16 protein-coding genes and 1 tRNA gene are annotated in these 12,718 nt (G+C 37.8%); 11 read left to right on the top strand and 6 right to left on the bottom strand.

Translation table 11 applies throughout. The annotated features are described in order from the left end of the window. Positions 1 to 90: 90 nt before the first annotated feature. From AWW67_RS06655 to rfbC, 3 genes are read right to left on the bottom strand one after another with little or no spacing between them, the layout of a single operon-like run. On the bottom strand, positions 91 to 1,071 hold the full coding sequence (locus tag AWW67_RS06655) for an SDR family NAD(P)-dependent oxidoreductase (RefSeq protein WP_062300784.1): 981 nt from the start codon (positions 1,069 to 1,071) through the stop codon (positions 91 to 93). Between the two features lie 4 nt (positions 1,072 to 1,075). Then, positions 1,076 to 1,816 carry a tyrosine-protein phosphatase gene (locus AWW67_RS06650; protein ID WP_071387067.1) on the bottom strand — a complete coding sequence of 247 codons (741 nt, stop codon included), beginning with the start codon at positions 1,814 to 1,816 and terminating at the stop codon, positions 1,076 to 1,078. Next, the gene (gene rfbC, locus AWW67_RS06645) at positions 1,813 to 2,358 is read right to left on the bottom strand and encodes a dTDP-4-dehydrorhamnose 3,5-epimerase (RefSeq protein WP_062301509.1); all 546 of its coding nucleotides are present in this window, start codon (positions 2,356 to 2,358) and stop codon (positions 1,813 to 1,815) included. Before rfbC ends, AWW67_RS06650 begins: the two co-directional genes overlap by 4 nt. A 167-nt stretch (positions 2,359 to 2,525) precedes the next feature. On the opposite strand from rfbC, the gene hflX reads away from it, so the two are divergent. The 3 genes from hflX (at position 2,526) to AWW67_RS06630 (ending at position 5,145) form a co-directional block, all read left to right on the top strand. Continuing rightward, entirely contained in the window at positions 2,526 to 3,725 is a 1,200-nt protein-coding gene (gene hflX / locus AWW67_RS06640; RefSeq protein ID WP_062300783.1) for a GTPase HflX, read from the top strand. Positions 3,726 to 3,754: 29 nt separating this feature from the next. Continuing rightward, positions 3,755 to 3,826, top strand: a tRNA-Arg gene (locus AWW67_RS06635). 137 nt (positions 3,827 to 3,963) lie between these two features. Beyond that, positions 3,964 to 5,145, top strand: coding sequence for a site-specific integrase (locus AWW67_RS06630; protein WP_062300782.1), 1,182 nt, complete (start codon positions 3,964 to 3,966; stop codon positions 5,143 to 5,145). Between the two features lie 24 nt (positions 5,146 to 5,169). Here the strand turns inward: AWW67_RS06630 and AWW67_RS06625 are convergent, their stop codons facing one another. The 3 genes from AWW67_RS06625 to AWW67_RS06615 form a co-directional block, all read right to left on the bottom strand. Further along, complete coding sequence (locus AWW67_RS06625) at positions 5,170 to 6,216, bottom strand: DUF2806 domain-containing protein (RefSeq protein WP_062300781.1); 1,047 nt, start codon at positions 6,214 to 6,216, stop codon at positions 5,170 to 5,172. 123 nt (positions 6,217 to 6,339) lie between these two features. Continuing rightward, positions 6,340 to 6,804: a hypothetical protein gene (locus AWW67_RS06620; protein WP_062300780.1), complete on the bottom strand. Its 465-nt coding sequence runs from the start codon at positions 6,802 to 6,804 to the stop codon at positions 6,340 to 6,342. 130 nt (positions 6,805 to 6,934) lie between these two features. Next, positions 6,935 to 7,573, bottom strand: a complete 639-nt coding sequence (locus AWW67_RS06615; protein ID WP_062300779.1) for a helix-turn-helix domain-containing protein — start codon at positions 7,571 to 7,573, stop codon at positions 6,935 to 6,937. A 126-nt stretch (positions 7,574 to 7,699) separates the two neighbouring features. Here AWW67_RS06615 and AWW67_RS06610 point away from each other — a divergent pair, with 126 nt between their 5' ends. From AWW67_RS06610 to AWW67_RS06580, 8 genes are all read left to right on the top strand, one after another. Continuing rightward, complete coding sequence (locus AWW67_RS06610; protein WP_062300778.1) at positions 7,700 to 7,978, top strand: helix-turn-helix transcriptional regulator; 279 nt, start codon at positions 7,700 to 7,702, stop codon at positions 7,976 to 7,978. Between the two features lie 61 nt (positions 7,979 to 8,039). Beyond that, entirely contained in the window at positions 8,040 to 8,396 is a 357-nt protein-coding gene (locus tag AWW67_RS06605) for a hypothetical protein (RefSeq protein WP_062300777.1), read from the top strand. 107 nt (positions 8,397 to 8,503) lie between these two features. Then, positions 8,504 to 9,910 carry a DUF3987 domain-containing protein gene (locus AWW67_RS06600; RefSeq protein ID WP_062300776.1) on the top strand — a complete coding sequence of 469 codons (1,407 nt, stop codon included), beginning with the start codon at positions 8,504 to 8,506 and terminating at the stop codon, positions 9,908 to 9,910. After that, complete coding sequence (locus tag AWW67_RS19190; RefSeq protein ID WP_260311351.1) at positions 9,907 to 10,038, top strand: hypothetical protein; 132 nt, start codon at positions 9,907 to 9,909, stop codon at positions 10,036 to 10,038. The genes AWW67_RS06600 and AWW67_RS19190 overlap by 4 nt, the downstream gene beginning before the upstream one ends. Next, positions 10,022 to 11,476 carry a DUF6965 family protein gene (locus tag AWW67_RS06595; protein WP_071387066.1) on the top strand — a complete coding sequence of 485 codons (1,455 nt, stop codon included), beginning with the start codon at positions 10,022 to 10,024 and terminating at the stop codon, positions 11,474 to 11,476. Before AWW67_RS19190 ends, AWW67_RS06595 begins: the two co-directional genes overlap by 17 nt. After that, on the top strand, positions 11,473 to 11,697 hold the full coding sequence (locus AWW67_RS06590; protein ID WP_053222164.1) for a hypothetical protein: 225 nt from the start codon (positions 11,473 to 11,475) through the stop codon (positions 11,695 to 11,697). The genes AWW67_RS06595 and AWW67_RS06590 overlap by 4 nt, the downstream gene beginning before the upstream one ends. Positions 11,698 to 11,716: 19 nt before the next feature. Further along, positions 11,717 to 11,953, top strand: a complete 237-nt coding sequence (locus AWW67_RS06585) for a hypothetical protein (protein WP_062300775.1) — start codon at positions 11,717 to 11,719, stop codon at positions 11,951 to 11,953. Between the two features lie 108 nt (positions 11,954 to 12,061). Next, complete coding sequence (locus AWW67_RS06580; RefSeq protein WP_062300774.1) at positions 12,062 to 12,715, top strand: hypothetical protein; 654 nt, start codon at positions 12,062 to 12,064, stop codon at positions 12,713 to 12,715. The last annotated feature ends 3 nt before the right edge of the window (positions 12,716 to 12,718 follow it).

Below are 12,718 nucleotides of genomic sequence, written 5' to 3'. Positions count from 1 at the left end.
TCGAAAGGTTTATTCAAAGTAAGGAATAAATGAATGGCAAACTATGCGGCCCTGTCTTTTTTTTCCTGATCTGTTTATAACCGTGTTTTTTTAAAGGTTGTGCATAGATTTAAGTTCTCTAACGCTCCAATCTAAGGTTTCGTTCATAGGGCGAAACTCAAAGTTTAAAGCTTTTTTCACTTTATCATTTTTGAAGTGATAATGCATGCGTGACAGCCTAGCTGTATCGTTTGTGATTAGGGCGCTTTGGCGCATAACTCTAGATCGGATAAACTCTAATTTTACAGCTACTTTGAGCATCCAATAGGGTACTGGTTTGGTAGGTGGTTTTTTGCCAAAGCGGCTGGCTACTTCTTTAAAGAAATCTTTGAATTCTTTTGTGCCAGCATTTAGTACGAACCTTTCATTTTGAATGTTTGAATTAAGTAGCTTAACACATATTTCGGCTACATCGCGAACATCCACAAAATTGATGGTGCCCTCTGGATGAAATGTTTTGCTGTCGTAAGCATATTTAAAAACGGAGGTGCTTCCGCTACCCCAAAGCCCTGGGCCTAAAACTACGGAAGGGTTTACGATTTTTACATTTAAACCTTCTTGGGCCCCACGCCAAACTTCTAGTTCTTGCATGTACTTAGATCGGGCATAAATAGAATCGTATTCTGTGCCCTCCCATTTATCTTTTTCGTCAATAAATTTCTGGCCGGGTTTTCTGCCTATAGCGGCTACTGAACTTATTTGCACAAAGTTTTTCACTCCTGCTTTTAAGCAGGCATTTACCAAATCGGCTGTTCCTTGCACATTGGTTTTGTACATTCTGTCTTCATCTCTTTTATCGAATGAGATGATAGCCGCTCCGTGAATAACCCCATCAACCCCATTTAATGCTTCGAGCAGAAAAGTGGTATCGTTCATGTCGCCATTCACCCACTCAATCTGATCGGCAATATCTTCGATCAAAGTCAGTTGGCTGCTTTCTCGCTTTACAGCGCGAATGGACTGGCCATTTTTAATAAGTTCTCTACAAATAAAGCTACCGAGCAGGCCAGTAGCGCCAGTAACAAAAACCATAGTTCTAAAGGGTGTTATTTAGAAGATCTAAGTTCATTAATTTTTTAAAATACTTTGTTTTTACTGCCTCTTTCAAAAGGTTAATGTGCCCTATGTTATGGCAGTCTGTACCAATAAGTTGCACAGCTTTCATGTCGATAAGCTTTTCTGCAAACTTTTGAACAGGTTTAGAATAACAGCCGGTTAGGGAAATTACGTTCAGCTGTAAAATAATATTTCTGTCCATCAACTCATCCAGTAAATACTCGCTTTGCATAAGGTATAAATAACGTTCTGGATGGGCGAAAACAGGTTTGTAACCTTTTAAACTCAGTTTGAAGGTGACCTCTTTTAGCTGTGGGGGCATGTTCATAAATGGGGTCTCAAACAAAACGTATTTTTTTCCGAAAGTCATTAATGGAGCGCCTGAGTCTATAAGCTCTACGAATGATTCATCGAGGTAATATTCTGTGGCGGCTTCTAATTGAATATTGATGCCCTCTTTTTTGATGGCTTCGCGCATGATTTCCAGCCCCGCATAAATATTCTCGGGCGAGTTGTCATAAGTGCCAGGCATTGAATGCGGAGTAGTAATTACCTTCTCATAGCCTAATGCTTCCATTTCGCGCAAAACCGTAATCGATTCTTCAATAGACTGCACACCGTCATCAATCGCAGGGATTAAATGAGAATGGATATCTGTTTTGATTGGCAAAACGGAAGCTGGAGAAGTATCCTTTGGCTTTAGAAAAGAAAGTATACTCAAAATAGAGGTGCGTTTTTATACGCTGCAAAATTAGGTAAAAGTTTATCCTTTTCAGACACGATTGGATTTTCTATTTGCCAATCAATATTTAATTCAGGGTCGTTCCAGAAAATACCGCCTTCAGACGCTTTATTGTAGTAGTTGGTACACTTATATGAAAATACGCTGTCTTCCAAAGCTAAAAAACCATGCGCAAAACCAACGGGAACTAGAAACAGGTTATGCTTTTTGGCATCTAAAATAACGGTATGGTGTTTTCCGAAAGTTGGCGAATTTGGCCTTAGGTCCACAGCTACATCCATTACTTTACCCAAAGCAACTCTTACAAGTTTTGCTTGTGCATAAGGCTCACTTTGGAAATGAAGCCCTCGTAATGTACCCTTCACCGAAAACGATTCATTGTCTTGAACAAAGTCTGCTTGTATTCCGAGCTCTTCAAAGGTCTTTTTTCTATATGACTCAAAAAAGTACCCTCGGTCATCTCCAAATACAGTAGACTCAATTTCGTATAGGCCATCAAAGCCAGTTTCTATAATTTTCATTGCGTAAAAAATTCCTTTCAAACTTAAGCCGTTAAGCTGTCTTATCAAACCATAAGATTATGCAAAACTATTATACCCTTATATGGTGTTTATACTTTTTAGTTTGATGAAGCGATTTATAAGTTGAATTTAGAAATGGTTTCGATAAATAGTAATTTTGATGCTTTATGGGAGGATATTTAACAACTGATACTGAGAAAGAAACCGCAGTTTTGGTGGCTTTGATTAATAGAGAGCAGCCAGAAGAAAAGGTAATCGAATATTTAGATGAATTGGCTTTTTTAGCCGATACAATGGGGCTTGAGGTTAAAAAATCGTTTACGCAACGGCTTGATAAACCTGAAATAAGAACTTTTGTAGGGAAAGGTAAATTTGAGGAAATCCATACTTATATTAAGGCTGAAGGTATACAGGTAATTATTTTTGATGACGACTTGAGCCCTTCACAGCTTAGAAATATAGAGAGAGAATTGCAGATCAAGATTTATGATCGAAGTTTACTTATTCTAGATATATTTTTGAAAAGAGCACAGACTGCTCAGGCTAAAACGCAAGTGGAACTGGCAAGGTCTAAGTATTTATTACCTAGGCTTACACGACTGTGGACTCACCTCGAAAGACAAAGAGGAGGGACTGCCACACGTGGTGGTGCTGGTGAGAAGGAAATTGAAACGGATAGAAGACAAATTCGAAACCAAATTACCGTACTGAAAAAGAAGCTGGAGAAAATTGAATTACAGAACGAAGTTCAGCGAAAATCCAGAACTAATATTGTACGTGTGGCTTTGGTAGGCTATACCAATGTTGGTAAATCTACCCTTATGCGTTTAATGACTAAGGCAGATGTATTGGCCGAAAATAAGCTTTTTGCTACTGTAGATTCTACCGTGCGAAAAGTGGCTATTGATGATATCCCGTTTCTATTGTCCGATACCGTAGGTTTTATCCGAAAACTACCAACACATTTGATTGAATCTTTTAAATCTACTTTGGATGAGGTAAGAGAAGCCGATATTCTTTTACATATCGTGGATGTTTCACATCCTTACTATCAGGATCAGATGGAAACGGTAAACCAAACTTTGATAGACCTTGGTGCGGCTGATAAACCAACGATCATTATTTTTAATAAAATTGACAAATTGGTTGAGTCTTTAGACCCTGAAATAGAAGAGGAAATGGAACATCCGCCCATGACGCTAGAAAGGTTGAAAAAAACCTACTTAAATGCTGAAGGCGAAAGCGTAGTTTTTATTTCTGCAGAACAAAAAGAGAACATTGCTGAAATGCGTGAAGTGATTTTCGAAAAGGTGAAAAAACAACACATGACCATCTTTCCAAATTACTTGAAAGACACATATTATTAATTAATTTTGCCCCTCTTAAAAAAGGGAATGGTCCCGTAGTTCAACGGATAGAATAGAAGTTTCCTAAACTTTAGATACAAGTTCGATTCTTGTCGGGATCACATCTAACACTAACTAACAAGTGTAAACAAGAGATAAGCCACTGAATAACAGTGGCTTATTTGGTGTTAAGGCATGTTAGTTCTCTTGTCCTGTGTTGTTAGTCCCCGTAAATTGTTACCCGAAATGTTACACACTTATGGGAGTCTCTTTTAAACCTATCTTCAATCGAAACTATATAAAAACAAAGAGTGGCCGATACTCAATTCACCTACGAGTAACGATTGATAGGGAGGTTCGCTTCTTTGACCCCAAACTTCCAAAGCTGGAGAGCAAGTATTGGCAGGGGCGTGAAAATAAATGGGTGAAGGATAGCCATCCGCAAAATCACCTATTCAACAAAGCGCTTATGGATCGAATGAGCGAGCTTCAGGAGTATGTGAATAAATTACATTTTCTCGATCGGCCAGTAACTTTCCGGCAGCTGTCAGAATTCTTTGAGAGGAAAGGAGACAAGGAATCATTCAATGATTACATCGATCATTATTTGAAGATCACCAAATTTAAATCACCGAATACACGTAAGAAATACAACACCTTCAAAAGGCATATCAGCGAGTTTAACCCAAAAATTAAATTCAAAGAACTTGGTGAAGGCCTTATTCTGGAGTATAGAGATTTTTTGTTGAGCAAAGGTTTAGTTGGCTCTACTGTAACTAAGTACTTTGATCCCTTTAAGAAGATTGCCAGGCATGCGCTTAAAAACGATTATTTAATTCGTGATCCGTTTTTTGAGGTCAGGCTAGAGGTGCCAGTATCTGTGGTGAAAAGAACAGCTCTTACCATTTCAGAAATTGAAGCATTGGTAAACCTTAAGTTCGAGAAAAAGGAAGATCAATATTTAGAACTGCACCGGGACCTATTTGTCTTTCAGTGTTTGACTGGGCTTTACTACAGTGATGTACGTGGTTTGACGGCCGAGAATTTTATAAACTCTGAAGCTGGGCTGTTATTGGTAAGTGAGAGGTTTAAAAATGGCTACCGTTATATTGTGCCTTTGTATAAGTTTCCTGAAGCAGTTAGGCTTTTGAATAAGTACAAAGCTGAAAATTCTCCTTTAGTATTTCCAACAGTTGTAGACCAGGCATTTAATAGAGCACTTAAAGTAATTGGGCCAATGGCCAAAATAGAAAAGGTGCTTTATAACAAGGTTGGCCGCCATACATTTTGTGAATTGTTAATATCAAAGGGTTACCCTAGGGAATACGTGGCTAAAATGGCTGGCCACCAAAACTCAAAAACCACCAAAACCTATTTTGACATCAGTACTAGCCACTTTATTAATGAGTTAAATGGGTTTGAAAACGTTAACTTTAAATGAGAGGAATAGTTCGTTGGTTTTGAGTTAGTCTTTGTCTGGGTACTCTAATACATAACCCATTTTTTTCCGAAAATAATAATCTAGTTGCTCGCAGTATTCTTTAAACGCTGGATTGGGCTTAATAAAGGGAAGTAACTCTTTGCCCGCAGTTGTAAGCTCCATACATTCCAAACTAAACGACACATCATCTTCGTCCATTAATTCAGGTCTGAATCGAGTTAAGTAAACCTCTGTTGAACCAATATGGAATTGCCTTAAATCAGAAAACGGAATTTTTTTTGAAATTATTATAGGTCGTAGAATCCCAACATCTATAAGAAAAGAGAAGTCCTCTAATGTGGGAATCGATTCTTGATTGACAGCGTTCATCACAAACTGAGGAATAGCCGTTCTTAGGACTTTAGTATAGGGGCTTTGATAGTTCTTGTAAGCCAATATAATGACGCTATCAGTAAATGTAAGACTGCTACAGTAGCTTAAAAATTCACTGAATTGATCAGCAGCGCGCTTATCCATTCTTTCAAGTACTTTCAATGTCATTGTACTAAAAGAACCAGGTTTGGAAATCTCTCCAGCAAGTATCTTGGCCAATATGAGTTGCACCTCTTCTTTGGAAACATCATTGGCTATTTTGGCAAATCTGGAAAGCCAATCTTCATCAATTTGTTTATTGGTATCCTCTGAATAGGTCTTATCCCCCAACTGATAAATAGCCTTTTCTAGAATGGCCTTTCTGTTTCCGGCCTCTTTGTATAATTGTATCGAGTAGTAATTTGCAGTGCTTGCAATGAGCTCAGAGTCTTTTTTATTAAAGTTTACTATACTTTCGACATTGGCTCTTGAAAGAATATCCAAGGCTTCTGTTTCCCTTTCTATTCGTCTTTTATATTCATGTAAATATGCAGCTGGAATATCCGTCAAGCCTGTGAGTAACTTACAAGTGGACCTGATTAGGTTATCCTCAATTACTGAAGGAAGTTCTATGTGCTTTAATTCTACTAAAAACTGACCTAGCCAAGTTTTGACCTCATATTGTTTTTCTGGCAAGTTTGAATTGTTTCTTGAGTTCATTTATCTGCTAATTGCTTTGAAGTTTGTAGGGAGTCTCTGAATATACTCAGCCACCAAAACCTAGGTTAACTTAAATACCTACCATTTTGAAGGTAATTTAAAAGAACTGTTGATAGTTTCAGATTACGGCTTAAACCAAGATTGGGGGTGGATTGTATTTACCAAATCAGCTAAGTCCAATCCCAACCACGTAGATTTAGAACTGCGGATAAAATCCATTTTGGTTCGTCTATATTTTAACCATTCATTACGTTCATAGACGAAAATGAAACCTTCTTTCAAATGAGGTAACCGCTTAAATGCCAAATTGATTTTATCTTTATCACCTTGGAGCAGGCCGCGTTGTTTTTTACATACTTCAATCCAGATTTTTTCACTGTTAGAAGTGCGTGGGTCGAATATTAGTACATCAGGTTGCTTATTATCAACTTTGGGCACTTTAGTTTCTGCAGAACAAATATTGTTTTTGAATTTAAGGTTCTTCGAAAAAAAAAGATTGTTATTAATGTTGGTAACTAAGTAGGCTATATGAATTTGATGCGGTATTGCTGCATTACCTGATAATCCTTTTTGTGCTTGTTTGGCCATGATAGACAATTTAACACAAAATATTGAAGTAACTATTAATACGGATAAGACTTTATTAACAGTGAATGAGTTGATTAATAGTTTTTTCTTTCAATGAAGAAAGCTGCCAGATAAATCACTTAATTCAAACTCACAAATCCTTACTTTGCCTGATTAGTTTCTCGGTTAATTCGGCTGCATTTTCCATTTTTCCTAAAAGGTCATCCCAGAGGTCTGATTCAATAGAATCGTCAACGTCTAATCCAAAATGCTGTCTTAGGGTCTCTATGTGACTGTCAAGTTGTTCATTTGTAAGGCCTGGATATAACTTATGGAGCTGGTCTTCTCCAGCTTCTGAAAGTTTATCCAGCCAATTTGATATAAACTCTTTGAGCCTTTTATTATTAGCCGCTTGATACTTGAGAAGTGTCCTTAGCTGATTTACGATTATATCAGATTGTTTTTCCTGTTGGCCATTGAGAGCAAGGATTTTCAATAACTGCTCATTTGACATTTCCAATATCTCAATTTTCTTTTCTAATGCTTCAATAGTAAGCTCCGTTTCCTTATCAAAAATCCGTTTATCATCTTCATCATCAAATAAAATACTGAATGCAGGAACTTCAAGTTTTTCAGCAATTTCTATGAGCTTATTGACACTTAATTGATACTCCCCTCTTTCAATTTTACCATAGTTACTTTGATTCATACCTATCATATTGGCAAACTCTGATTGATTCAATCCTTTGGTTAATCGAATTTCTTTAATCTTTTTCAGGAAGTCACTCATGTATATTTTAAGTCTTTATTGACCTTAACTGTGTACGCAAGGTAATAATTTTAAACAATTCCCTTGCGTATTAATTAGGTATATGTTAGGTTTGTTTATCTACTTAAAAGTCTAATATATACTATTATGGAAACTCAGTTTTTAATTATTCCCAAGAGTGAGTTTGACGAACTCAAGTTTGGTCAACAAAGGATACTTGAAGCAATACGAACAAATCATGATTCGACTAATACGGATCGGTCTGAGTATCTCACTTCGAAAGAGTTCATGGAGAGGATTAAAATTGCACGATCCAAATTCGATGAATTGGTTGCTGATGGGAAGGTAAAAACAGTCAGACCAAATGGAGGTAGAAAAATTTATGTGCCAGCTTCAGAGGTTGCCAGATATTTTGAAGGAGAATAAAAAAAGCATGGACTGGACTCCATGCTTTTTCAATTATGTATTCACATTAATAACTTATATCATGTCAAATTTAATTAAAAATTTGGAAAGGTTAAGAACCTTGGCCAATGACCTACCGGAAAATCAGAAAAACGTAATTCTTGAGTCTATCAAAGAGATTCAAATCTCCCTGCGCATTAGTCATCATGTAGCAGAACATGTAGAAAGCCTTAGGCAGAATAAAAACATGACTGAGGATGATGAAAGGATTATTCATCAATATGAGGCAATGTCCTCGAAATTTAAAGAGCAAGAACAATCTGACTTTCAAGAGTTCATCACAATGCTGAAAAAGGAATTAGTTCAAGCAGAAAAGGCGCGTGACAAAATGAAAAAGAAATACTTAGACTTTAAGAAAAAAGTAGCAGACGCTGCATAGGAATTTAAAGGGGCTTTTCGGTCCCTTTTTTCTAATTCCAAAATTTTAGTCAGCCGCGTGAGTATTAAACCAATATTCATATTTCACAACTAATTCACCATTCCCCTATGTCCATCGAGCCAAAGCACGAGAGCCTAGAAGTACCTGACCCCTTGCTTAAAGAAATAGAGAATTTTAAAGGTGTACTCAAAAAAGTAGAAACTCCACTATTTCCTGAGCATATCTATAAGCTACTCCCTAAGTTTCTTAAAGAGACTTGTGCCTTTTTTGATAATGGCAGAGACAAGGATGTTTTTCTTGCCAGCACAATTACAGTTTTAAGCGGCTGTATGCCCGGTGTTAAATTTCAACATGATGGTAAGACATATTGGAATAACCTTTTCTTATTCATTATTGCTCCAGCAGCTAGTGGAAAAGGAAAAATGAACTATGGTAAATTTTTGGCTCAGCCTATTCAAAGAAAATACATAAAAGAAAATGACAAAAAAAAGGAGGACTATCAGCTAGAGATTTCTCGATATAGAGCCACTCCGGCAAAGGATAGACTATTTATAGATGAACCATTGGAGCCAGATTATCAATACCTATTTATCCCTGCGAATAGTAGCAGTGCTTCTTTTGTGGAAACTATGGCGCGTATGCAAAGTTCTATTCTTTTTGAGTCTGAAGCCGACACATTAGGGAATACACTAAAACAAGACTGGTCTGGGTATAGCGATGTGTTGAGAAAGGCTTTTGAACATGAAACGCATTCTCAAAACCGAAAAGGGTCGGGTAACTATAAAGAAATTGAAAATCCATGCCTTTCAGTAGCGCTTAGCGGAACGCCTGGCCAGCTCAAAGGAATAATCCCCAATACTGAAGACGGCCTGTTTAGTCGTTTTATGTTCTATTACTTCGAAGGGGATGAAGAGTTTAGAAGTGTATTTGGCACTAAATCAAAACCAATACCCTATGCTGATCAATTGGAGCCTTATTCAAAAGAATTACTACAGATTTACGAAAAGTGTCAAAGCTGGGGCGAGGTTCACTTTTCATGGAAGCCTGATCAGGAAGATGAACTACAGGATTTATACGCAAAATGGACTAAGTACTATGTCCGATCTTTCGGGTCTGATGTCAAAAGCATCATCTTCCGATCCGCAATTATCATCACTCGAATAGCCTCAATACTTACTATCCTTCGTACTTGGGAGCATCAAGACTATTCTAATAAGCATCAAGTTTGTTCAGGTAAGGACTTTGACATTGCAGTAGCACTTGCGAAAACATTCATTGATCATTCTTTGCACATGCATTCGCACCTTTTGAAGAAAAACCCAACTGAGCACCTTGATACTAAAAAGAGAGAGTTTTACACCTCTCTTCCGTCAGAGTTTACAAGACGAGAGGCTGATTTTGAGTCAGATAAACTAGGTCTACATCAGAGAACCGTAACCAACTATTTAAAAGACTTCACCAAGATCAAATTAATAGAAAAGCTAGAACATGGGCATTATAAGAAGCTTGTATGATTCCATTTGCCATTTATTCCATTCATGCCATTTACATATTGAAATGGAACATATGGAAAGAATGGAAAATTGACTTTTCCTTTAAAATGGAACAAATGGCAAATATGGAAAATGGAAAACGGGAGTAAGATATACCACTTAGAGCCAGGCAGTAAGAAACACCTCTGCCCCAGTTGTGGCAAAAAACGTTTTGTTCGGTACGTTGAGAAAGCTACCAATGACTATCTGCCAGAACAGTATGGCCGCTGTGATCGTGAGGCTAACTGTGGCTATCACCTTAACCCTTATAAAGATGGTTATGCCAACCCAGATCAAGACCTTCAAGAGGAAAAGAAGGTAGGTATTGGTAAATCAACCCCCGTTCGCGCGTTTGCGGACGCGTTCGTTCCTTTTTCTGTGCTTAAGCGAACGCTATTAGCAAACGGGTACGAACGCAACATATTCATCCAAAATCTAATAAAAGGCATCCCCTTTCCCTTCCCTGAAAAGGATGTGGAGAAAGTGGTAGAGCTATATTATTTGGGCACACTAAATAAAGGGTATATGTCGGGTGCGCTCACCATTCCCTACATAGATCGTAAGGGGAATGTTCGGGCGGTTCAGGTAAAAACCTTTGATCAACAGAACCGCACTATAAAAACAAACTTTCTGCATTCTATTGCCGAAAAGCATTATCTAAAACAGGGTCATGAAATCCCAAAATGGTTAGCGGATTATTTAAAGAATGAAACAAAGGTGTCTTGCCTGTTTGGGGAACATTTGCTCGATAAGTACCCAGTTAATCCAGTGGCTTTAGTTGAAGCCCCAAAAACCGCAATCTATTCAACACTTTATTTTGGGTTGCCTGATCAACCAGGTAATCTTTTGTGGTTGGCAGTTTTTAACCTTAGCAGCTTAAAGCTGGAGAAGTGTAAAGTACTGCAAGGGCGTAGGGTAGTACTCTTTCCGGATCTATCTAAAACGGGCAATGCTTTTAAACTGTGGAGTAAAAAGGCTGTAGAATTTGAAAAAGCAATGCCAGGCACCAAGTTTACAGTTTCAGATTTGCTTGAACGCAACGCGAACGACCAAGAACGGGCTAAAGGACTTGACCTTGCCGACTTCCTTATCAAACAAGATTGGCGAGCCTTTAGACCAAAGCAAAGAGAAATACCTTCGGTTCCTGAGCCGATGGTTCAGCCCAAAGGTGAAAAAAGTGAAAAAGGTGTAGCCCTAAACAAACCTTTTTTTCAACAGCCAAGAACTCCAGATGCCCAACCATTGCCTAAGCCAGAACCCAAATGGCAGGTAGAAAGCTTAGAGCGCTATTTCATTAAGGCCAAGCTTCCACAAGAGCCAATTCAACTTGAGCCAGCAACCAACATTACGAACGTGGTCAAAATGGTTGAACGCCATATGGCCATAATTAAAGCCCAAAGAGATAAGCCAAGGTTCAAACCTTACTATAACAGATTGATGGATTTGAAAGCATTGCTTCAGCAATCGAAGAAGGCCAATGCTGGACGGTTACCAAAGGTCAAAAAGAGAACTCAAAATAATGTCAAACTCAAAATAAAGTCAACATGAAAGAGAACAACAAAAAAGTAATTAGGTCAGGGATAACGCGGCTACAGCTGGCAGATGTTTATAATATTTCCCCTGATGTGCTCAGCCAATGGTTTCACGCAATTGGAGTAACACACTCCAGAACCTTAAAACCTAAAGAGGTTGCCCTTTTGGTAAGGGCCAATGGCCTACCAGAAAATTGTGAAATGCGAATTCCAGTATTAGACCCTTTAAATCAGTAATCAACTTAAATCTATAAAAATGAAAGAATCAATAACAGGGGGAATGAACCCCAAGAGGGAGAAGCTTAAGCCCTTTATTGGCTTTGCAACCAGGGAACATTTAAGAAATGCCTATCGCCTTGGAGCAGACTCCTTTAACAAGGTATTACTAGAAATAGAATTGGAACTAGGTTTTGAAACCAAGGGGAAAAAGACGTTTTCACCGAAAGAATACACCAAAATATTCGAAATTCTTGGACATCCGTACCACGAATAAATTTGATAATGTCAGTTTAAATCAGATAATCAAAGGTCATGTACTATCTGTTAAAATAATAAATAAATGAATTATTAATTTTAAAGTATAACAAAATCTCAAAATAAAATGAAAAACGAAAAACAAAAAGTAATAGCTGTAGGGCTATTCGATGCAAGTTGGGACAATGAAAGTGTTGCCGACTATTTGGAACTAGACGAAAGCCTAGTAGAACAATGGAGGGATGAATATGACACCCTCAATGGTATTGCGGAAGATCAAGCACTGACTCAGGAAGCTATCGACTTAAGAAAAAGCGAACTGGAATTCCAAAAGTTAAAATTTGAAGTTGAGCAACGTGAAAAACAGGATCAAGAACTTCGTGCCAAGCGTGGTAAAGTCATTAGCATGAAGAAACTGTTCGTTTTCCTCAAATCAAACAGTCAGGGCTTCAAATGGAAATTTGAAGAACTTAGTTTGTACATCCGCAAATTAAGAACGCTACAAACTCAAGTAGAAGAGCTTTGTGGCCATGATGTAGAGGTCTTCGAGAATCTCTTCATGTGGCACAGGCTTCAAGACTTGATATACAAGCTTCAGGAAATTCTTCAGCAATATGAAGAAGGCGACATCATCAAAATGAATTTTGATGAAAATGACATCCTGTTTTTGGATGAAGCCCTTGAAATCGAAGACTTCGATGAAGAAGTTGAAGAGGAGATTGAGGAAGAAACAAGCCTGTCCGGCCTCTTAGAAGATGAAATAAAACCTTCTAAATACTAGGTC

The sequence above is a fragment of the Roseivirga seohaensis genome (assembly GCF_001592945.1).
GTDB lineage: Bacteria > Bacteroidota > Bacteroidia > Cytophagales > Cyclobacteriaceae > Roseivirga > Roseivirga seohaensis.
Note: the sequence above shows the minus strand (reverse complement) of the source record. Positions and strands in the feature narration are given on the sequence as shown.

Excerpts from the sequence above, each read along its gene's own strand:
- AWW67_RS06610 (WP_062300778.1), top strand. The coding sequence starts at position 7,700 with ATGGAAACTCAGTTTTTAATTATTCCCAAGAGTGAGTTTGACGAACTC.
- AWW67_RS06625 (WP_062300781.1), bottom strand. The coding sequence starts at position 6,216 with ATGAACTCAAGAAACAATTCAAACTTGCCAGAAAAACAATATGAGGTC.
- AWW67_RS06620 (WP_062300780.1), bottom strand. The coding sequence starts at position 6,804 with ATGGCCAAACAAGCACAAAAAGGATTATCAGGTAATGCAGCAATACCG.
- AWW67_RS06615 (WP_062300779.1), bottom strand. The coding sequence starts at position 7,573 with ATGAGTGACTTCCTGAAAAAGATTAAAGAAATTCGATTAACCAAAGGA.
- AWW67_RS06595 (WP_071387066.1), top strand. The coding sequence starts at position 10,022 with ATGGAAAACGGGAGTAAGATATACCACTTAGAGCCAGGCAGTAAGAAA.
- AWW67_RS06655 (WP_062300784.1), bottom strand. The coding sequence starts at position 1,071 with ATGGTTTTTGTTACTGGCGCTACTGGCCTGCTCGGTAGCTTTATTTGT.
- AWW67_RS06600 (WP_062300776.1), top strand. The coding sequence starts at position 8,504 with ATGTCCATCGAGCCAAAGCACGAGAGCCTAGAAGTACCTGACCCCTTG.
- AWW67_RS06605 (WP_062300777.1), top strand. The coding sequence starts at position 8,040 with ATGTCAAATTTAATTAAAAATTTGGAAAGGTTAAGAACCTTGGCCAAT.
- AWW67_RS06585 (WP_062300775.1), top strand. The coding sequence starts at position 11,717 with ATGAAAGAATCAATAACAGGGGGAATGAACCCCAAGAGGGAGAAGCTT.
- AWW67_RS06590 (WP_053222164.1), top strand. The coding sequence starts at position 11,473 with ATGAAAGAGAACAACAAAAAAGTAATTAGGTCAGGGATAACGCGGCTA.
- hflX (WP_062300783.1), top strand. The coding sequence starts at position 2,526 with ATGGGAGGATATTTAACAACTGATACTGAGAAAGAAACCGCAGTTTTG.
- rfbC (WP_062301509.1), bottom strand. The coding sequence starts at position 2,358 with ATGAAAATTATAGAAACTGGCTTTGATGGCCTATACGAAATTGAGTCT.
- AWW67_RS06630 (WP_062300782.1), top strand. The coding sequence starts at position 3,964 with ATGGGAGTCTCTTTTAAACCTATCTTCAATCGAAACTATATAAAAACA.
- AWW67_RS19190 (WP_260311351.1), top strand. The coding sequence starts at position 9,907 with ATGATTCCATTTGCCATTTATTCCATTCATGCCATTTACATATTGAAA.
- AWW67_RS06580 (WP_062300774.1), top strand. The coding sequence starts at position 12,062 with ATGAAAAACGAAAAACAAAAAGTAATAGCTGTAGGGCTATTCGATGCA.